The organism is Brevibacillus ruminantium, from assembly GCF_023746555.1.
GTDB classification, from domain to species: Bacteria; Bacillota; Bacilli; order Brevibacillales; family Brevibacillaceae; genus Brevibacillus; species Brevibacillus ruminantium.
This window is the reverse complement of record NZ_CP098755.1, coordinates 157,715-180,053: the sequence shown is the minus strand read 5'-3', so window position 1 is coordinate 180,053 and position 22,339 is coordinate 157,715. Positions and strand designations below refer to the sequence as shown.

Genomic DNA, 22,339 nt, shown 5'->3' with positions numbered 1-22,339 from the left:
GGATTAGTTCTGATTTACTAATCTTCATCGTACTATGATTCGGCAAAAATCTCAAGAAGCCAAACTCTGTTTTATCTTGTCTTCTTATTGATGTAAATTGGTTATGTAGATTTACTGGGAAAAATACCCTGCACCTTGGATTTACTCTCCAATGTCCAGGGCATCTTATGATTTCGACATGATCATCAACAGCAAGCCAATCCATTTTTTGTGACGACCTTTTTCATTTCATAATCGTACGGATAAATGATATTTCTTTTTCTGTTCTGGAGGTTGATTTGTTGTGAATCTTTTTCGGACATGTACCGTGGGAATGCTACTACTGACCATTTTCGTTGGATGCTCATCACAAAATCGACAGTCGAGAATCGAGGATCATATGACGGGAGATTCGGCTTTTACCAGGCCAATCAAGCAGGATGCATCAACTAGCTTATCTCAAGCACTTTTCCCTGTTAGGGTTCAAGAACGCACGGGATATATTGGCCAAGATGGACAGATGGTGATCCCCCCAACCTTTTCCCAGGGTTATACCTTTTCAGAAGGACTCGCCATTGTAGAAAATGAGGATAGGAAGCTGGGATACATCGATAAACAAGGAACCGTTCAAATTGATTTTCAATATACAGATGCATTGGATTTTTCGGAGGGGCTGGCTGCTGTACGTTTTCCCAGCGGAGAAGGATGGGGGTATATTAATCGTGAGGGCAAAGTCGTAATACACCCGCGCTTTTCATTTGTACAAAGCTTCCATGAGGGATTGGCTGCCGTCTATGACAACTCCTCCTTCTATTTTATCAACCAAGCCGGAGTACCGGCTTTCGATATTCCGTTTTCACATGTAGAAGACCTGGGTGATTACTCCGAAGGACTGGCTTTTATAAAAACAGCGAATCAATACGGTTTTTTGGACAAAAGCGGAAAGGTGGTCATCCCCCCTTCCTTCCATGCTGTGGAGTCCTTTCGGCAGGGATTAGCGGCTGTGCAGCTGAACGGGAAATGGGGATTTATCGATAAGCAGGGTACCATGAGAATCACGCCCGTCTACGATTCTGCTTTGGGTTTTTCAGAAGGCTTGGCTGGGGTAAAGGTCGGACAAAAATGGGGGTTTATAGACCAGGAGGGAAAACGAACGATTCCCTCACGCTTTACTCAGGTGCACTCCTTTTCCGAAGGATTGGCTGCCGTACAGGCCAACGACAAGTGGGGGTTTATCAACCCGCTTGGGGAAATCATAATTCCCCCTCAGTTTGATTTCGCTTACGACTTTCAAAATGGCCTGGCACAGGTGAAAGTAAATGCGAAGTGGCACTATATCGACCATACCGGTCGATTCATTTGGCCCTAGCAAGAAACCCCTTTTCCTTAAAAAACGAAAACGGAGTTATCCCTTTGCATAGAAATCTCCAGGAGACAACTCCGTTACCTTTGGGCGGGCAACTTATACACTCATATGATTATTTTACTCAATGTTTATTATTTCTTCTTCTCGTAGAAGCTCCAAAATTCGCGGGAGGTACTGGAAAAGGTACAACAGATCTTCCTCCCTTGTCTGTAATCCAAAGCTAAAACGAATGGTCGCATATTTCTCGGTATCGGCACCGATGGCTTCCAGGACATGGGATGTTTTTGTCCGTCTGGAGTGGCAGGCTGAGCTGATCGAAGTGCTGATCCCGATGCGATTGAGACTACGCAAAAGTGCGCCGCTGTCTACATGCGCAAAGCCAATACTCAGATTATGCGGGGCGCGGTACTCTAATGAGCCGTTAATGACAAAGTCGTCCTCTATCTTTCCAAGCTCTGTGAGGAATCGATCACGCAGGGCAAGTAAACGCTCTGTTTCCTGCTCCATTTCCCGATGCATCAACTCCGCCGCTTTCCCCATCGCCACGATGGAAGCGACATTTTCTGTTCCTGCCCGTAGCTCCCGTTCTTGTCCGCCTCCATGAATCAGTGGCTGCAAAGGAATTCCTTCCCCGACATAAAGGCCGCCCACTCCTTTTGGCGCGTACATTTTGTGACCAGAAAAGCTGAGCAAGGAAATCCCCATCTCCTCGGGATGAAGCGGGATACGGCCAAATGCTTGAATGGCATCGACCATAAACGGGATACCCCTCGCTTTGCAGAGCTGACCGATTTCGCCAATGGGATTAAGTGTGCCAATTTCATTATTTGCTGCCATGATCGAAACCAAAATCGTATCGGGACGAATCGCATTCTCGACATCTTGCACAGAAACCCTGCCTTCTTTATCAACATCCAGATATGTAACGGAGAAACCCAGGGTTTCCAGATAGTTCATCACCTGCAAAACAGCGGAATGCTCGACTTTACTGGTAATCAGATGTCCCCTCTCTGCCCAGTGCTGCATCGCAATCCCTTTGATCGCCAAATTGTTCGCCTCAGAACCGGACCCGGTAAAAATAATCCCTTCCGCTGAAACAGACAGACAATCGGCAATCGTCTTTCTCGCTCGCTCAATCTGATCACTCGCGTACCTGCCTTCGAGCGTGTTGCTGCTGGGATTGGCGAAGCCCCATTGATTGAGGTAATATTCACTCAGCCATTTGCCCACCTCTGGCCGAACGTAGGTCGTCGCACAATGGTCGAGGTAGACTTCACGATAATTGGTCACCTGAAGCTCCGCGCAAGGTTTGCATGGCTTGCCTTCAGGGTCCTCCTCTGTCAAAAGCCGCGCCATCCGCCCGTCTATTTCCTCCCATTGTCGCTGGCGCAGATATTCCTTCAAACTCATCATCAGCTTCTGCGCATTGACCAGCAGCTCGCTGTTTTCAGGAGTCTTCTCGGCAAAAAAATCTTCTGCCAGCAGAAAAGGCTGGTTTTTCGGGTCCTGGATTAGTGCCCGCAACAAATCCCGATTTTGTGCTGACGTACATACATATCCCGCATATCGATCATCCTTGAGCGCACGATGCAGTACATCTGAAGGGACTGCCTGGTCCAACCCAAGCAGTTCCCCCAGCTCCTGACACAGATGCTCCCATAATTGGAGATGATTTATATGGTTACTCATCAACAAACCCCTCCCTAAGCAGTCGCCTTTCCTACGGTGTGCGGACAATCACAGCATCACTGCCAGCCGATACCGGTACGTCGTAAATCGATTTGATATTTTTCACGGATAAAATATACAAGCTTTGTCCCAACAGACCCTCCACTTTGAGAAGCACTTGCTTTGGATTCGCTTCTGCCAAAGCGGCCTCCAGCACTTCTACTTCAGGGGTGAACTGGTAGTTGGTAATAGCACCGACTGTCGCAGGGTCGATTGCTTCACTGAATAAAACCGTAACCTCTGTATTCTTGATGTTGGCATAGGCTTTTTCCAGACGCATGAACGGATTTTTAGGTGTGGCGCAAGCCGGGAGATCAAGGAAGCTGAATGAAGCTCTGTAGGTTTCAATCCGGCATTCCAGCGAAGGCTGTTCACACACCTTGGCAGGATTCCCCTCCGCGTGCTGCTCTTGAACGAGATCAAACAATGCTTTTACTTGCTTGATCGCTTTGGGAACAAGCGGCGCCAAAATCGGGTCATGCCAGGTATCACGGAGATTCTCAATCGCCTGATAATCTGCTTCCCCGACACAATGCTTGCCTTGATGATAGGCTTGCAGTGTTGCCAGAATTAACGACAAACCTTCAAAGTAAAGATTTTTTAGCCGAGCCAAACCACCTGTGAAAAGAATGTATTTTTGGCTATTTTCCGACCACGCGTATGCATTCGGTTCTTCATTATTCCAATCCAATAAGCAGATGACATCTGGACATAACAGGCGGTTCAGCCTAAAGAGATACTCCAGGGAGTGGCGGCCGGCATAAACATTGTACGGGTGAAACTCCCCGTAATGCTTTACATCCTGTGCTTGCTTTTTACTCAGGAACCCGTGTGCAAGCCGCGGAATATTGATCAGCTTGCGGTTTTTTGGACGGAAGCCTTTGGGCCAGCGTGTTTCATCTTCCAGGAAAGCGTTGAGCGCATCCACAGGAAAAGCAGCCAGATATTCTGGAGTTCCGGCATCATAGATCTCCGTTGCTCCATCGAATGCATAATGAAGCTCATCGCTTATCAGGGAGGTCTCACTTTGCACCTGAATCGCATAATCCGCTGTGACGACTCCGTTGGCGTTAAGCAGATGACCTTCAAGATTGTTGTCGTGCGTATACGGAGCGTCCATTTCAATGCTTTGAATGGCAGTCAGGTATTCACCGACCGTGACAAACTGGACAACAGCCGCATTTCCATCGCTGCCCATCAGTTTGTCCCCAGGGATAAGATGCTGTACCCGCTTCAGTGTTCTGTCAGCATGCATGAGAAACAGATGATCAGGCGTCACAATAAGATGGCGCTCCTCTGTTTCCCCATGGAGGACATAATTGACAAAATACATACCGGGAACCATGTGCAATTCTTGAAATCCTGTGCGCTGCTTCACTTTGGTTGGTTTCCACTGTAAATCGCGCCCCGCAGCCAAAATCGTGTCGCCACTTAAAATATTTTGAATCTGGACATACTCGCCTGGTGTCGCCTCAATCGGTGTATCATGGGCAAAGCAGGAGCAGCAGCAATAACATTCACCGACGGTGTCATCATAGGTAAGAACGGGCCGATCCATCATCTCTTCCTTTTTAAATTTACTGCAATGCGCACCACGAGCATAAGACGTTTTCAAGCACCACGCCTCCGAGCATGGAATATTGTACGGGGGAGTTTCAGCCGCAATATTTTTCAGACATTGTGCAGTTGGCATGATTTGATTCCTCCTTCGTTTTAGGTAGAAAGTGATCCGTCATAATACAAAATCAACTGGATATTCTGGAGCTTGGTCGGGTCAAGAAAATGCCCTTCTTTCAATTCTTCCGGTGTTGCTGCCAATTGAAAATGCACTCCCCTCCTTTCCCCGAGTATTTTGCTGATGGCAGGCTGTTCTTTGCCATTTGCTTTAAAGCTGTACGCAAAGTCATTGTTCTCGCCAAGCTGAACATCGATGGACAGGCTGTTGGTTAGCTGAAGCGTCAGATAGCTTCCCGGCTGACTTCCCACGGTATCCAGCTTGATATAGAAACCCGTACACTTGGCACCATCGATATGCGGCGGCACAAAGTTGGGAATTTCAAAGATAAGCGATTGTACCGCTGCAGAGCTGTGGTTCTGCAAAAATGCAAACCAGTTCTCCGCATACATCTGTCTCAAATTGAAATAACCAACACCGCTAACTGGCTGCATGGCGGGCAGGGTTCGTACTTTTTCGGCAAACAGCTCTCCCCCGTTATATGCGGTATAGCGCAGGGTAAAGATCACATCTGTGATCGTGTCAAAATTGAGCCGGTTTGTTGCTTTTGGCATGCTCAGCTTCCAGGTCGAGACTGCACCGGTTCCTTCAAACGGCAGGTAGCGGCTGTCATTCGAGCTCATTTCAAATAGCCCATTGTCATTCACTCCGCGGGACAAAACCACTTGTTGATTGGACCACCAGTTCGAGCGGAGTACATCAGCTCCAGGCTCCTGTACTTTTTTTCCTCCCAGCAGAAAGTTGATCGCATCCACTCCGCTTTGGTCAGATTTCAGCACAAGATGGTTGCTTAATTGCGTAAGTGTGGCTTTGATATTCTGATACGGTCCGACCACAGCAGGAATGGAGACACTGACACTTTTGATCTTGCGAGCGTAATGACCAGGGAAGTCAAAATCGAAGAGCCGCTCACTCCACTCAAAATGGCACTCCCCTTTTTCCTTCAAATCCAGCAGGGCTTTCGGATTGAGCTGGGAGAGTGAGATGGTTTTCTCGATTTCCAGCGGTCGACGATTCGCTTCGATCGAGGCATTTTCCATCTGATGCAATGCCAGCAGCAACCCGTCAGCGGCACCAAGCCCCTTGTAGCGATCATCCCAATAGCCAAAGTTGATAAAGCTGCGATTCGTATCGAATTCAAATTGATAGGAACGTTGCGCGGCCAAAGCCAGGTCGTAGGCGAGTGTATACGTCTGGAAATAGACGGACGATAATCGGTTGGCCAGCCACTGGTACAACTCTTTATTGGTGAATTTATCCTTGTAGAAAAGCTCGGTTGCTTCATTTTGTTTGATGCTTTCCAGATGGATGGTCAGCGATTGCTCGGCAATTTTTTGTCTGAATTCATTGGCTTTTATCTGTTCTTTTAGCTGATTGATTTCGTAGGAGGCCAGCTTTTCCTGTAGCGTCCAATCCTCCAGACGGCGATCATAGCCAGCCATCGTCAATGTCTGCTGGGATATGGCAGTAGAGATCGTCGCCCCCATTTCCAATACACCGGAGGCAGCATTGAGCATATTTCCAATCTGCACCCCGCCATAGGTCATGGCAAAGGGAGAACCCACTTGAGGTACTGCATAGGCGATTGAAGCAGCTGTCTTGGTTCCGACCCCCAACACATTGAATACGGCAGCAGCCAGCGCTGCATCCAAGCTGCTTTGTTCGCGTGCGGAGATGCCCACCTTTACCAAATTGGCATAATGTTGATAGCGGTAGGTTGCGCTGTTCAAATTCTCCGTCAGTACTTTGTGAGTAGATCTGGTTTCTGCTACTTCGGCTTCTTTGATTGCCGTCGTCATTTTTAACAGCGTTTTTTCCTGCTGAACTCTCAGCAGATTTAACAGTTCTGCATCCTTTTTCTCCAACGCACTCAATAGAGATGAGCCCAATGCAGATAGCTGACCGGTTAGCGCTTTGGCCTTCTCCAGCAGATATTCAAAGCGGTACGAGAACAAGGTTGGCGCCACTTGAGAGGACAGAGCCATACCAAAGCCGCCAGCCGCAATCGCCCTGATCAGTACGCGCGGATCAATGGGCGGTGCAAAAAGCGAGAGGGAACGGACGAGACCATCCAGGTTCATGCAGTGACGTATCTTGTAAAGCCGATCCTCTACACGATCCCAATATTTGATGAAATCAGCATTTTCAGGAACACAGAAGTAGGATGGTATATCGTTGAAGGGAACATCGCGGTAATAACCTGATGCTGTCCAGCCTGATTGACTGCTGTTTTCCAGATCAATTAAAAACTGCGGGATTTCTTTTCCCTGATACTCTTTTTGGATTTCCAGGAAGTTTTTTGGCTCCGGTGTGGGCCGCTTTCCTTTGGACTGCGGACGTTCACCCAGCAAATCTGCTGCCAGAAGATAGAGTTGGGTCGCCTGATTAACCGACTCACTCGTATCCTGTGCAAACAGATAATCGCCCCAGCTAATCAAATTGTCGATGTAGCGCATCACAATGGTTTTGGCATAAGCCACCTGCCGTTGAGAGGCAATCGTATCCGGGTCAAATGGATCGTAATTATAGCGGGCAATCTGCTCCTTGCTCGTCAATATCTCTCGTATTGATTCATTTTTTACCGCGCGGAAAGGCAGAAACCTCCAAAAACGCTCGTTGGATGCAGCATTTTCCCATTGGGATGGTGCCTGTGTCGGGTTAAAAATGTATTGCATCCATCGCTTGGCATCCTCAAATCGATTGTTTTCACTTAACCTGGCAGCAATCAAGAATGGAGCGTGGAAGAAGATTTCCCAGAAGTAAAGCCCATAAGCTCCGTCGAAGTCCATGGTCGTCTGTGCAGGAGGGATGACGGAAGCAGGCGGTGTGCTTCCTGGCGGCGGATAGAACCGACTAAAAGGCAGCTCTTGCAGCATCTGAGACTCTATCGTCAGTAAATTATCGAGGCCGCCAGCAAACAGTTTTTGGCTAAGCATCGAAATGGTGTTGGTCGTCAACCGGGTAAAGGTAAACTTCAGCTTTTCGATGGCGAGCGGTTTTGTTACATAAGCATCTGTCGAGAGAATCTGATTAGAAAGCATATCCGGTGGCATCGGCGATGGTTGCAGGTAAATCAGATCGGACAGCTTATTGATTTCCATCCCCTCTGGACGAACGAGGAAGGATTCATCTCCGCTGCTGAAAATCATCCATCCGGGCTGATTCGTGACGTTCCTCAGTGCAGATTTTTCTTCGGATACGTAGTAAAGCAGATTGACTCCTGCTAAGGCCGGCTCATTGCGAAAGGCATTATGTGTTCCGGGAATGTTGTTTCCCCAGTAATTGCTCTCCAGCAGGTTTTTCCCGTATTCGACGCGCAGCAATTCCTGATTTCTTCTCAAAGAGAATTGATAAGGCTGGGGATTGCTTCCAGCGCTGTACCGGTAGTCGGGCAGGTGCAGCCGCTTTTTGCTTTTGATCAGGTTGCCATCGAGCATGACGGAAGGCCCGACCGCGACAATTCCAGGGATATTCTCCACGCTTGGACTGGCTTTTTTGGCAAGGCGAAGCGAATTATACATATTGTGATTGACAGCATTTCGTTGATCGATAAAAGAATCTCGATCCTTATTTTCCACTGTGGGCGGTTTGACAACGGGACGCTCCACATTGCTCGCAAGCGCTCCTCCATAGATCACGAGCAATTGCTCGTTTCCGCTCCTTCTTGGAACAATCGTGAAAGATTCATGATGATCTGCCAGCCAATCGGAATCTACCAGCATTTCTGTATCATTTTTGATGTAGATAATGACTCGCGACTCGTCACCGACGACAATTTTGTCCCCGTACACAAACTGCTCCGTAAATCGGGTATTCTTACCGCTCACCAGCCTCAATCCGGCGGTAATCTCAACGGTTCCTTGTCCGATAAAAGGAGCAAAGCGGTTGCTGTTGGTGGCGGGAATGATTTTGTAGAGCGCATGTTCTACGCCGGTAGACCAAGGCTCCCGAACAACCAGGGTAGTCGCATTCTTGACCTCTGCTACTACTCGCTCTTCTCCCATGCTTCTGATTCGGTCGCCGGGGCGTATTTCACGATCAAACTGCGTCAATTCCCCCCGAACAATCTGCGCCCCTTCAGAGAAGGAGATTTTACCTGCCCCCACTATTCCCGTACCCGTCGTCAAAGCATACGGCTCCTGCCAAAAGTGATTGTTTTCATTCAGCAGGTTCTTCATCTCTTCCGTGGTCAGCGCGTCGTAGTTGGCGGGATAGGCGTTGATGACAACCTCGTCCAGCAATGTTTGCGGAGGAACCCACTCGCCATGATTCAGAAAGGAGTATTTCAGGCTTGCTTTATTTACCGTTTGGGTGCTCGATTCCTGATTTTTGATCGCATTGCTCTTTCCGATATCAAATTCTGTCCAGAAGATAAACAAACGTCCGAAGGCATAGACGGGAGATAGATGCTGTGCCGGAATGCTCAGCTTAATCTCTTCCCAAGGACCCCATGACTTTCCGTTATCAAGAAAGCGGAAGTAGTAGGTATACGGCTGGGTATTCGTCCGTCCAAAGAAAAACACCGTATCTTTCTCTTCTCCATTGCGGGGGTCGATACGCCTGCAATGATAGCTGGCTACATGCTCCAGACTGCCCAGCACCAGCAGCTTGCTGATGTAATCCTGAAACGGCTTTTCTACATTTTCATGGGTGATATTATTTTGCAGGATGTCATCTGACAGTTTTTGGAAATCGGGTGTTGCCGTTTTGCGGAGGGTCGGATCAATGTAATTCTCGGGATAGAGAAAAATTTTCCGATTCGCTTCCCACAATCTGTAGTTGGAAACCCATGTCCACCAAATGGTCGGAACCTTTGTCTCGACGATTCCTTCTTCGAGCATCATGCGAGCGCGCTGCATATAAAGCTGGACGGAGGCAATCCCTTGGGCGATCAGCGAAGTAGTTGCGCAGCTTCCCATCTCTACATCAATCAGCAAATATTTAAACAAATCCGCAGGGGTCGCAATCCGCTCATCCTGCTTGTGAATGATCCACAGTGCGTAGCTTAGCAGGCTGTCTCGGGATAAGGTGTGAATCTGATCGACAGCTTCCCGGTTCAGAACCGCAAATCGTTCTTCGCCATATTTCGCTTGCAACAGGTCGATGCTCGCCTGGGCCAGCTTGTCATACTGCTCCCAGTTCTGCTGATTGATTTTTCCACCCTCATCTGTCAGCCCCAGGTGGCTCAGACTTCCATACTTAAGGACGACATCGACGCTTGCACCGAGCAGACTGGCCTGATCAAATACGCTCTTCATTCGTACAAGCCCCGCAACGGTAGCTTCCGGTTTCTCAGCAGTTGGACGATTGGACCAGAAATAGTCAATCACTTTGCCGATCTGCGTCTCTTGCCAACCCGTAGCCTCCGCGAGAATAGCCAACTTTTTTTCCCGATCCTTTTCGCTAAAATAGGACAGCAGCCTGTCTTCATCATCTGCGAAGGCTTTGACCAGCTTTTTATAGGCAGACAGGAGCTTCATCTCAGCGAAGGAGGGATAGACCAGATCTTTGATTCCAAAGTGTTTCGCATTGTCATGTGTGGTGATAAATCCTGCCTGGACAGGATTTAGCTCCAGCAGTTCCGCAAGCTGTTGCAGGCGCGCCAGGACATCGATGAAAGAAATAACCTGTGGAGAAGGCTCCTGGTCAGCGGCTGATGGCGTGAGGAATGAAACCAGATACTCACGCAAGCCACTAGCGGTGGAGGCAAACGGCAGCAAAGCCTCTGTCAGCGGAATCGTCCCCTGCAAGAAATCGACCATACCTTTGACCAGATAGCTTTTCTGAAGCTCCATGGTTTTCTGCCACAATTCAAGCAATCTGCCAATGATCTGTCTGGTCTGTAACAGATGGGACCGAACCAGATCCACCTTATTTTCATCCCCGGCAAACAGAGAAAGCAGGAAGGAGAGGTCTGTCTTCTCCGTGAAATGCGAACTCAACACCGTGATTCCCGACTCCAGCCGGACGAGGATAGCCTGCTCCTGCTCCAACAGTGCTGTATACACGTCCCCAGACTCTTCCAGATTGATCGATTGATTCATCGTGACAAAGGAACGCTCGGTGTATCCCGCAAACCATACACTGTTGTGAAGCTCAAGCGGAACCAAAGTGGCAGCATTCTCATAGACAAACTCATATTTCCGAAAAATCCCATGTTCACTGATGATTTCATGGGAAATGAGTAGCTGATAGAGCTGGTCCGCCTGCTCCGTGGTCAGACTTCCTGCCTTCAGTTGGTTCGGTTGCAGATGCGAGCCTTTTGCCGCCATCGCCAAGTTGCTGATAAAAGGGGCGATGCTCTTTTCTTCATATCCCTGTTGAAAAGCTGGGCTCGTTTTTCCGGTTGATAGATATTTCAATTGGTACAGATCATAGGAACCTGCCTGTGCCCAAGCCGCTGCATCGAGCGTTTGTGTCAAGACGTCCAGTGTTGGCTGCAGGGCATCCTTGCCTGGTGTACGATAGTCACGCTCTGGATAGAAGAGCAGTCCCAGCAGGTTGAGATATTCATCAATGGTCAAATCTAGCTGTCTGCTCATCATCGTGATGCGGTACAGCCAGGAGAGATTGTCCAGCGTAAGGGAAAGAGTATCGGCTTCCCCTTCTCCTGCCAACGAATGGACAAAGACCGCGACAGTCGTCAAATCTTGATTGCTTATGGTGAGAGCTGCACGCAAACGATTCCGAATGATTCCGTTGCCTTCACTTTCGTCCTCTATTTTCCATTTTGCTGCAGGGACCCGAAATGGATGAAAGGGAACGTGATCATTTTTGTATGGATTCTCCCCATGGAGCAGGATGGGGTTGTTGAAAACCCGGTCAAAAAAGTCTTGAGGCTGTTGATCGTTCCCCCTGCCGATTGTCTTCATCGGATATAAGCAGGCTGTGAGTGCCTCCAGTGAAAGCTCAGTCGTTTTATGCAACTGTTGCAGCGCGGCAACCTGCTGGATAAACAGCGGCGTAATTTCTTTTGCCTGCAGAGCTGCCATCGCCCAGTTTAGATCGGCATAGCTCCACCCCAGCTTTTTTGCCAACCGAATAAAGCGATTCAGCCGATCCAGGCGATCCAACGATAGCCCGCTGATTCTCTGTATGGGATGATCATCTGCATGGATGCGAAGCGGTGGAAGCTCTTCCTCAGTCGCGTTGATATACAAGGTTTTGCCGACTCCGTCCTTCCATTCCTGAGGGCTGAGATTCTGGTGAATCAACTGATCCAGTTCCTCTCGCGTCAAACCCGTGCGTTTGAGAAACACATCCACCACATCAAGCCCGTCCTTCGTTACTTTCGTGCACTCATTGTCCACCTGTACGGTCTTCCACGGGCGATCTACCTTCAGTTGTGTGTCGGAGAGAAGCTCTGCCACCATGCGTACTTCATTCCCAACCTGGATGCGATCCCCGATGGCGACGTCTTTGGTAAACCGGGTACCGTTTCCGAGAAGAATCTCTTCATTCGCATTGTGACGAACCTTTCCCTCCATTTTTTGGGGCAGGTACCGCGAAATCGGAAGCTCATAACCGTAAGCTTCCGTCAGCCCTGTCTCGCTTTTGTCGGGACGGGTTACTCTTTCGAACTGAATCATGGTCAATCCGAGTGCTTCTCTGGCGGTATCCAGCGGCAATACTTGTTCCGCTGCGCCGCTCTCCACCTGGAGCGTTTGATAGAGCTCGCTTACAGATGTGCCCAGCTTTTGCAAATACACTCGTATTTGCGACGGTGGTCTTTCATAGGGAAGCGAGAATGGATATTTGGCTGTCGCCAGAACTTGGTACGCATCCTCTTTTTCTTTTCTCTCCTCGATTTTTTTTTGCAGAACGCGATTGACCACCTGTACATAAGGGATTTCCGAAAATGTATTTGCGCATGTTAATTTCAGGTCAAACAGGTCTGGACGCCGTTCTCGTAACGTATACCCGTCAGGAATATTCCGTACCGGATTCAAGTTCGGGTCCGTGATGTATTCGTCTGTGATGCGCATCAGATCGAGAAAATAAGCGGCAGGGCTGAAAATGGACAGACATTCCTCACATTCCAGATAGTCCAGGCTGCCAAACAGGTCTTGATAGCTGGGGATATTTTGGTAGTAGCTGTCCAGTTCCGGATTGTCCGTGGAAAAATTAGCTGCACGGTAATGTGGAGAGGCGATCATATCCTTGACCACACCATATACCTGGCGAATTGCTGTTTTGATATGAACAGCTCGTTGATGAGCTTCTTTTGCTTTTGTTTCGTCTCCTTGAAAGAACTGGGCATACTCGCGAACGAACCGATGCTCAGGGATTGCCGCTATTTTATGGGCAGAATCCAATCCTTGCTCCAATAACTCTTTGGCGACTTGCTGATCAGGATATACGCGCATCACCCGTTGATATGCTTTTAACTCTGTCTGGATGCCCTCCTGATCCAAGCCTGCCCAATTCAAGCTAGCCGTCTTTTGTGGATCGTAGAAATCAAAATGTAACAGCTGAAATTCCTCGTTTTGTTGATAGAACTGGTCCAGATGCTGGATTCGATCCCTCTGGCTTCCCATCATGTATCCCCCTATCTGAAAAGTGAAGCTACGATAACCGAGCATTCAGGCGGCCCTTTTTTTAGTTGAGGTGCCAAAAAATCGATTCAATTCCGCTAAAGTTCTGTCCTCCATATCTCTTTGAAGCCCTTCTGCACGCAAAATAGCAGCGCTGAACTTGGTATGGAAAATCTGATTTTTCCCGCCAGAATCGAAAATTTGATAGTGAAACTGGTCGGCAATATGAGTCAAATTTCCATCACTCAATTGGCGAACATCTGCCCCGACACGGATCAGGAGAGCTGTGTCGTTCGCTTTCACATAATTGGCAACAGCATCTTCAATCCCCTTTTGCACCAGATTGGAGCCGTGACTTCCCGCAACCATATTCGAGGCTGCTTCTGCTCCGCCTAGAAAATGAGCGATCAGATGGCACCAGGCTTCTCCCAATCCTCTTCGATCTTTATCATCCCGTCCGGAGTATTGAGAGGCAGAAAGCTCAGAACCCGAATAACCTTTCATGGCTGCCGCCATCGCGGCACCGGTTGAATCCCGCTTGTCACTCGTGATACTTTTTTTGGATACGATCATTTGCTGCTCCACGTAGGTATGCTTGCCTGTAAAGGAACTGCCTTGCACAGAGGCAGCATTTCGTACCTGATCGGGAAGAGGTGTACCCTTCCCTGGCGGTGCTGCAAATTGATCCATTGCCACCTGGGCTCGATTTTCATTTCTCTCCAATAGCTCGCGAACCGCCTCTTGACGCATCTTGGTCATTCGCAAGCTTCTTCCACCACGCAACTCGCTAATGATTGCTTTTTTTTGCTCAACTTTCCCCTTCAAAAACGTTTTTGATATTTTTTTTGCCTTCCCGAGCTCAAGTGCTGCATTTCTCTTCGTAATCTTCCCTGAATTACCTTTGTTCCTATTGTTTTTCGCTTTTCCATCTGGATCGACGAAGGTGGTCGGATTGTTGCCGACGAAGGCGTACAGATTTAATCCATCTACCGTCCAGGCGGGGTCAGGGTTTAACCAACGTCCCAGCCATGGTGGATAATAACGAGCGCCGTAATAGTAAAGGCCTGTCTTTTCGTCCCGCTCTTTTTGGCAATAGCGATACTCTCGCAGTACGATTTCCCGTTCATTTCGCCCGGCGATTAGTGCCGTCCCCCCAAAGGGAAGATACTCTTCATAGCTGATGACATTGGCCTCGCCATCCGTTTCCACACTGGAGGAACCCTGACGATCGGTCAATTGATAGCGGATTTGACGTCGGCCCAGCTGGTCCGTCTCTCTGTGATCGCGATCCGTAAGCCAGCGATTGATCATGACGGCGCAAATATTCTCTTCTCTGACCAAAAGCGTTTGCCGTTCCAAAATCAGCGTCTCCTTTTCAGCAGTAACCCTCCGCACCCGTTTGATTTCCAACGTGCCGAGATAGATTTTTTCGCTGATCTCCGTTATCGTATCGCTGATTTTTTGCTCCATGATCTTTCTCACCCGTTGCCCCTTACTGTCGTACACGTAAAAGCAACGGTCGGATGGCTCGTCCCTTCTGTCGATCAGGTCGACCTGAGCGATATTGTTCCGATAATTCCAGACCACTCGGGAAAGATGCTCCAGCGTCAGCATATTGCCGTTTTCATCATAAAAAACGGGCAGATTCTCGCTCACGCCGTTTTTCCGCCGAATATTCACTGCCCGATTGGAATCGGGAGCAATCCGTATCTCCCGTGACCAAGACGAGGATGGCGCATGATGTCTGACAGAGGTAAGATTGCCTGCATCATCATAGGTGTAGCTTTCTCTGTAGATTTCCAGTTTTTCGCGGTCATTCGGGTGAACGGAATTCGCTGGTTGTTGTCTGCCTCTGGCTTGTGTGAGTTGATAAATCGGGTTATAGGTGTAATCGCTGAGCGGCTCAACAACCTGCTGATTAAAGAAGGTTGTTTCATAGGAAGTATCACGTGCGCGGGTAATGTTTCCATGCGGGTCGTAGGTATAGAAAATTTGCTGGAGATGTGGATCTCGTCCGATGCCCTGTAAATCTGTCGCCGGTCTCGTCGTGTGGATACCAAGCAAATGGTGCGTGCTGGGTTCATAAGTGAAACGTGCATGGACCTGATTCTCATAGACAATGGACAGCGGTAAGCTGCCTGCATTATAGCGAATCTCTTTGACGAAGGAATGGACCGTGCCGTCAGCAAACTGTACATTCACCTTATCGAGCAGACCTGCCTGGTTGTACTCCGGCTGGTACACGCTGTGGTCGGGTGTCGTTTTCGACTGGATGCGCTTCAGGGCGTCGTAAGAAAAGCGTGTCGTAAAGCGTTCCTTTTCAACCCTGACAGACTCCGGCTCATCCCAATTTGCTTCCTTGCGATATTCCTGCAGCAAGACCCTGTCCGAAACAAGCAGTTGTCCGTTTATATCGTAAAGCGATTGCGTGATTATCCCCGCCTGGTCGTAAAGGCGATAAAGCTGTCCACGCAAATTTTTATCCTTTGCATCTGGCTCCTCTTCCCCGTATACCATCCGTTCCACCATCTGGTTCAGAACGAGTCCCCTGCCATCATCGCCCGAAACATGGATACTCACAGGACGCTGAAGCTGATCGAACTTGCTGGTTTCATGAAATCCCCGCTGATCCCAGGCGTGAATCGGATTGCCAAACATATTGTTCAAGACGAGGCGATCCCCCGCATCCGCACTTTGGATGGAGAGTGGCTGATGTACCATATCCCATACATAGCGGAAATTGCTGTACGCTGTCCCATGCTTTTGATTGGAAGTATAGAGGCGCGGATCAATAGAGAGCAGCGTGTTGCCTGTGATATCCAGCTTCTGATAGGTCCGCAGTTCATTTTCTCTCAGCATATCTACGATTTCCTCAGCATAAGGCATAAATTTCTCGTCGAGCTCCAAGAGAAAATCCTTTTCATAGGGCTGGAACTTTCGGCTGACCCATCCCGCCTCAGGGAATCTTTCTTTCCGCATCAGATAGCCTTTTTCCAGCAATTCGCTCCAAACCTGATGGGAAGTAACATTCATCCCCTGAACAAGCCGGGCAAAAAAGTCCGGTGGCACCTGGCCCAGATTATTTGTCAATCTCAGGAAGGTGTCTCCTGTGCTATTCAGTACGTGAGTCTCCGGTGTGTCGTAAAAAAGCGCAGCCTTCTCTAACGCATCCTTCTCGTCTTTTGGTTGTTGGGTTGGCTGATCGGGATAGTCCTGCATAAAGCTTTGGTAGTAGACACTATCCAGAACCGTATCATTGACATCGTAATGAAACTCCTCCCACGCGGTGAACACTACCTTGGAGAAGAAACCCTTCGGAGTATCGACACGGATCAAGCGGGATAACGGATCATAGTGATGGATCGTTGGTGCAGGCAAGACGCCAGCCATTTTTCGCTGGTCCTCATAATCTCGCAAAGGAGAGAAAAACGACTCGTATTGCAGGACGGGATTTCCCTTGTTGTTATAGATCGTTTTCCCGGAAACAATCCATCTTTCCTCCGCCATTCCTTCGATAGCGCGACCGTTTTCTTGAGAGCGCAGCACTCCCTCTGCATCCCGCAGGAAGACAACGCCGGGGTCGGTCTTCACCTTGCTCTCAAGGATTCGTCCAAATCCGTCCGTAAAGGTACTGTGTATTTTCACAGCGGTTTGTTCGCCTTCAGGCAGCTCGCTCTCATAAGTGTGGCGCTCCAGTCCTGCCGAGCGGGCCGGTTGTCGATCGGTCATCCAAGCAAATAAGTCGTAGTAGAAAAAGGAGCTTAGCTTCTGCAAATACTTGTGGGGAAAGTCCAGTACATCTGCAAAGCTGGCAGAGTCCTGCACTTGATAACTGCCTATATCCTCATCACCTTGCCGTTTCCCCTCGGTGATTCCATAAGCAGTCGTGCCGATGACCATCCCCAGCGGATCAAACAGCACCTGCGTAATATTGTCGTTGCTGTCTGTCAGTTGCCAAGGCTGAATGGTGTAATAATCAATCAAGGAAGCCGTCTCGTTCCAACTGGTTTCACTCAAATATTGCTTGATCCGAATCGGCGTCAGCGCATAGGCATCATACTCCATAACGGTCCTTGTCTGTAAAGAATCGGCCATGTGTTGACCATCGCTTGACACCTCACGCGGGAGGAAAAACTGTCGATCATTTTCCGTAAAGTAATGCTGAATCAACCCCTTGTTCCACCAGTATCCCTCACGCAACTGGTAGCCGCCGTCCTGCTCCAGGATGTCATCCGTGATCCGCTCCTGGAATACACGATTCGCCAGTTCTTTCGGAAAAACCGCATGCTCCACCCGATGATAAAGTGATCTTTCGCTGATTTGTCCAAGCGGCAAGGGAGTCGTTTGCGTCAGATTCCAAAAATAGTGCTGTTCCCAGGAAAGCAGTCGCGCTTCCTTGCGGTTGGGAGAGAAAGACTGATCATAGCGGATCGATTGAGCTAGCGCTTCGTCTACCTGCCTTTTGATAAGCGAGGAGTGAAAATACAATTCTTCTACTTGCAGACCGTTTAGCTCATAGGATTTGGATTCATACGGAACACCGATCAGCCAAAACTCAGCCTGCTCATTGATATAGCTCCCAACGTGCAGCTTCGCTTTCAGCACCTGTTGTTCAGGAAACAGCCTTTTTTCCTCACTGTAGAGTTGTTTGGGAAACAGCTCCTTCTCACCACCACCGGAAACTCGTCGCGGGTAATAGATTTCGCAAGAGGTACAGACGTTGCCAAAATCATCGACGTCGAGGAAAAATTGATGCTGTACCCGGGGATCTGTGGGATCGCGCTCGTACTGGTACTCAATCGTTTCTAGCGGATGTACGAAAAAGACAGCGTGTCTTTGCGTACCTTTTGGTTGCAGCAGGTTTACCTGATAGTTGGTTTCCGTAACCAGGTAGGGATGATCCGAGAGACCTGCCACATGATCCTGCGCGTACACCTCTTCACGCAGCAACTGTCCCTTCAAGGCACCGTATGCTTGTCGAATCGTCTCGGTTTCCGTCTGTTGAATGGCGGTGTCCAGAGAGCTGTCCGGCATGTGGTACGCAAGCGAATCCCGCTGGTAGTATTGATGCTCATACTGCCTTGAAAAGGCACCCTCTTCAAAATAAGCGCCTGTATGATACCACTGCTTGGTGTATGTAGGCGGGACATACAACGCTCCTGTCAAAAGGTCAGCCCCTGTCCCTCCCCCGACATTCTGGGCTACCTCCCTCTGTACATCGCTATCGAATGATTCGCCATCCCACTGCTCAACATAGCCAAAGCCGTTAAATTCCCGCTCTTGATGATCGTAAAAACCGTCATGATACCGATACCGTGTGACCAATCTGTTCCCCGTCAAATGATCCGTATTCTCCACTTTTTCAACCACCTGAACAGGAAACGGCAACCGGGTCAACCACGGACGTTCCAGTCGATCCTGTAAATAAAAGGAAACAGAACTGGCATAGCGAATCGACGTACTCGCCCCGAAGTTATTCTCAATCGCATGAAGCAAATACGGCTTTGTCCCTCCGCTGAAATCGTAATAATAGCCTCTGGCGGAGCAATCCCCTTTTATCAATACCAGACAAGCAGTTCCATTCCCCAAGATATCGGCAAACAAGATTTTGTCCATAGCCGTAAAGGGCTCGGGCAAATGAATGGAAAACGGATCACTGAAGCGATTCCCGCTTTGGTTGAGATAAATCTCGATTCTGTCTGAATGGACATAAATCAAATCAGCAGGGCCTGTTCCTGAGAGGTCAGCCAAAAAAAGCCTGTTTCGATCCAATCCTCCCTCAAAAACAGGTGCATTCCCCATGATCACTCGCTTGGAAAAAGAACCGTGACCCAGATTCGGCCAATATTCCACAAGGCCACTCCGAATCCTGATGCGATGCGATAAGCCATCTCCAAGCAAATCAGCAAACGTTACCAGCTCTTGCTCATCGCCTTCATCTGTGACAGGAAAGCTGCCCATCCTCTCTTGCGGCAAACGGCGACTAACCGGACCTCCATAGCCTGCTTTTTTTAGCGATGGATAATATCGCAAGGAATCCTGGGCAAGCACGACCAGATCAGCAAGTCCATCTCCTTCCATATCAACGAACTGGCGACTGGGATTGGCAAGGTCCAGCGGATACGACGTGAAAGCGCGATACGGCTGCCAGCCTCCCCCTGATTCCCCTGCGAAAAACCCGCCCCAGACAGGTTCAGAAATCACCAAATCCAGTTTTCCATTCCCCTCCAAACTGGTCAGCGCCAAATCCGCACCCCTGAGATCGCGATGGTTGGGAAAATAGGCGGGTGTCTCCGGAGCCTGATATCCCCCTGCCCCCAGCGGTTTCCAATAGAGTGTTTGGGAAGAATCGCTGTAAAGAAAACCGGGAAGTCCTTCCCCATATAAATCAACCAACTGAGTATTCGGAGCAGCTAACAGCGCTATCTGCTCACGATCTCCCTCCACTCTCAATGGGGAGAAGCATTGATTCGCCGGTTGGAATGAGGTGTAGTCAACATGAACGGGTGGCATAGCTTTGATTTGATAGCTGCCATCGCTCTGTCGACGATAACCCTTCACTTCAACGTCGGTAATCAGGGAAAGTTCAGAAGAGAAACGATACGTCATTTCGGTGGATCGAACCAAACATGGTTCCGGGCCGAGCTCCTTCTCCAAATAGTGAAACAAAAGAATGGATCGGCACAAACGATAGGTTCGTATCTCAAATCCACTGCGGTAGATTGAAAAGGGGTCAGGACGGCAATCCCATGATCTTTGAGCCTTGTGAGGATGACAATGCGGTGTTTTCAGCTTTTCTTCAGAAATATCGTATTCTCCATAGTTAAAGATCAATTGAAACGCCCATTGTTCTTGGTTTTGTTGATTGAAATAGTTGCCGTAACGAATGGATTCCAGGTATTTATTTGCGGTGAAGGTTCGATGCTGTTCATAAATCTGAGGTGGGACATTCTCGGAGTTTTCTTGCTTGTAGTGGTACTTTATTTTATTACCCTTTGCATCAAAGCTTTCTTCAATCAGCCATCGGAAGATTTTTGAAGGGGAATCGGGGTCGAAAATTCGTGCTTGGTCACTTTGACCATAAACAGAGGTAAGGTTATCCTTGGTGGTCACCTTCCAGTAGGAGTTGACGGTATTGCTCCAGTGCTGAATCTTGTTGAACGCTCCTTCTACTCTCGGCCGATAGTCGGTAACCGTCCAGGTTTCATTGTCCTGCTCTACTTCAGTGGTACGCTGTGGTACCAATATCTCATCATTGTCGAAAACGAAGCTGTCTGTACTTCGATACTGTGGGACACCATTTTCTGTTCGTCTGGAGATGCTGGATAAAGGGAGGGAAAAACCGATACCGAAGGGACCATTTCCCAAGCCTGAGCTGTAGGTCAAGCTCAATTCCGGTTGAAAACCGCGGGAAGGGGTCGTATAAATGGGAATGGAAAATGTTGCGCTTCCCGTAAAGGGGTGGGGCTGAAAAGTTTCGCTAATCCCGCGAATGGCTCCTCCACCTGCCGGCAGAGATAAATCCGGTACCGATATCTTCAGACTTCCTTCCGAAGAGTTTCTACCAGATTGATTTTTATTTACCATTTATTTCACCTTATAAAAATATTTGTAATCTACCTTAAATTGTATTTCATGACAGTTTGCAAGTCAAATATTTTAAAGAAAATTGTCGAATGCTCGTACGTAAGGTTATCGACAAGCCCTCTATATTCGCTATAAGACCGTTAAAATTCCCTTCCTTGGCAGCTCATTTGGCCCTTCCTTAAAAAATGAAAACGGAGTTATCCCTTTGAGTAGAAATCTCCAGGGGACAACTCCGTTACCTTTTCTTATTTCAGCACCGTGCGCAGCATTTCCAAATTCTCTTTCATAATCGAAAGGTAATCTTTCCCTGCCTTCGCTTCATCTTCCGTCAAGCCCTCCAAAGGATTGAGCGTTCCGGTTTGCAGCTTCGCCTCTTTGGCGATAACATCCGCCACTTTCGGAGATGCCAGCGTCTCGAACAAGACGTGGGAAATCTCGTGTTCCTTCACATATTCGACCAGTCTCTTCATATCGGCTGGAGACGGTTCACTGGCCGGATTGATGCCGGAGATTGCCACTTGCTCAAGTCCATAGCGGTGGGCCAGGTAGGCAAAGGCACTGTGCGACACCAGGAATTCCTTCTTGGACGATTGCCTGACCATATCCTTGAAGTCTTTGTCCAACTGGTCCAGATCAGCAGCCAGCTGTTGGTAGTTTTTCTCATACGCCTCCGCATTGGCTTTATCTTTTTCCGCCAGTGCAGCCTTGATTTTCTCTGCCTGTGCTTTCAGCATGGTCGGATCAAGCCAAACGTGAGGGTCTGTATCTCCGTGATCGTGATCATGGTCATGGCCGTGTTCTTCAGACGCCTTTGCTTCTTCTTTGTGGTCGGCGTGTCCGGCTGCTTCGGAACCTTCTTTATGCTCATCATGTCCGGCTGCCTCAGAACCTTCTTTGTGCTCGTCATGCCCTTTCTCGGCCGCCTCGCCCTCATGGCTGTGGTCATGATCATGGTCATGATCATCATGCCCCGAAGCTTCCAGCAGGGACAGTCCTTCCGTCGCATTCACTGCGATCGTTTTGTTTTTATCCAGGTTTTCGACAGCTTTATCGATCCACGCTTCGAAGCCGCTTCCGTTGTATACGAACAGATCGGACCCGGACAAAGCAACCATATCCTTTGCTGTCGGTTCGAAGTCATGCGGTTCTACTCCAGGAGGCACGAGATTGACGACCTCCGCATGATCTCCGGCAATCCGTTTGGCAGCGTACTCCAGCGGATACAGGGTCGTAAATACCTTTATTTTCGACGTCGTATCTGATGACGTTTGCGGGGTCGTATTGGCAGTTGTTCCAGCACCGCATCCGGCCATGGCAGCTGCTGTAATGACGCCTAGCAGAGCCAGCATCGTTTTCTTCATCTTTTCCACTCCTCTTCCAATTCATAATCATTCCGATTTATCTTTTAAC

The 22,339-nt window shown here is 48.8% G+C and carries 6 protein-coding genes; 1 reads left to right on the top strand and 5 read right to left on the bottom strand.

Annotated features, from left to right (window positions below):
* The first annotated feature begins 499 nt into the window (after positions 1-499).
* On the top strand, positions 500-1,348 hold the full coding sequence (locus tag NDK47_RS00910; protein WP_251873033.1) for a WG repeat-containing protein: 849 nt from the start codon (positions 500-502) through the stop codon (positions 1,346-1,348).
* Positions 1,349-1,462: 114 nt separating this feature from the next.
* Here NDK47_RS00910 and NDK47_RS00905 read toward each other — a convergent pair whose 3' ends face one another.
* From NDK47_RS00905 to NDK47_RS00885, 5 genes are all read right to left on the bottom strand, one after another.
* The gene (locus tag NDK47_RS00905) at positions 1,463-3,034 is read right to left on the bottom strand and encodes a cysteine desulfurase family protein (protein ID WP_251873032.1); all 1,572 of its coding nucleotides are present in this window, start codon (positions 3,032-3,034) and stop codon (positions 1,463-1,465) included.
* A 31-nt stretch (positions 3,035-3,065) separates the two neighbouring features.
* Positions 3,066-4,688 carry a hypothetical protein gene (locus tag NDK47_RS00900; RefSeq protein ID WP_251873031.1) on the bottom strand — a complete coding sequence of 541 codons (1,623 nt, stop codon included), beginning with the start codon at positions 4,686-4,688 and terminating at the stop codon, positions 3,066-3,068.
* Between the two features lie 98 nt (positions 4,689-4,786).
* Positions 4,787-13,345 carry a Tc toxin subunit A-related protein gene (locus tag NDK47_RS00895; protein ID WP_251873030.1) on the bottom strand — a complete coding sequence of 2,853 codons (8,559 nt, stop codon included), beginning with the start codon at positions 13,343-13,345 and terminating at the stop codon, positions 4,787-4,789.
* A 45-nt stretch (positions 13,346-13,390) separates the two neighbouring features.
* Positions 13,391-20,929 (bottom strand): SpvB/TcaC N-terminal domain-containing protein, encoded by a 7,539-nt coding sequence (locus NDK47_RS00890; protein WP_251873029.1) that lies wholly within the window; start codon positions 20,927-20,929, stop codon positions 13,391-13,393.
* 245 nt (positions 20,930-21,174) lie between these two features.
* Entirely contained in the window at positions 21,175-22,290 is a 1,116-nt protein-coding gene (locus tag NDK47_RS00885) for a metal ABC transporter solute-binding protein, Zn/Mn family (RefSeq protein ID WP_251873028.1), read from the bottom strand.
* Positions 22,291-22,339: the final 49 nt, after the last annotated feature.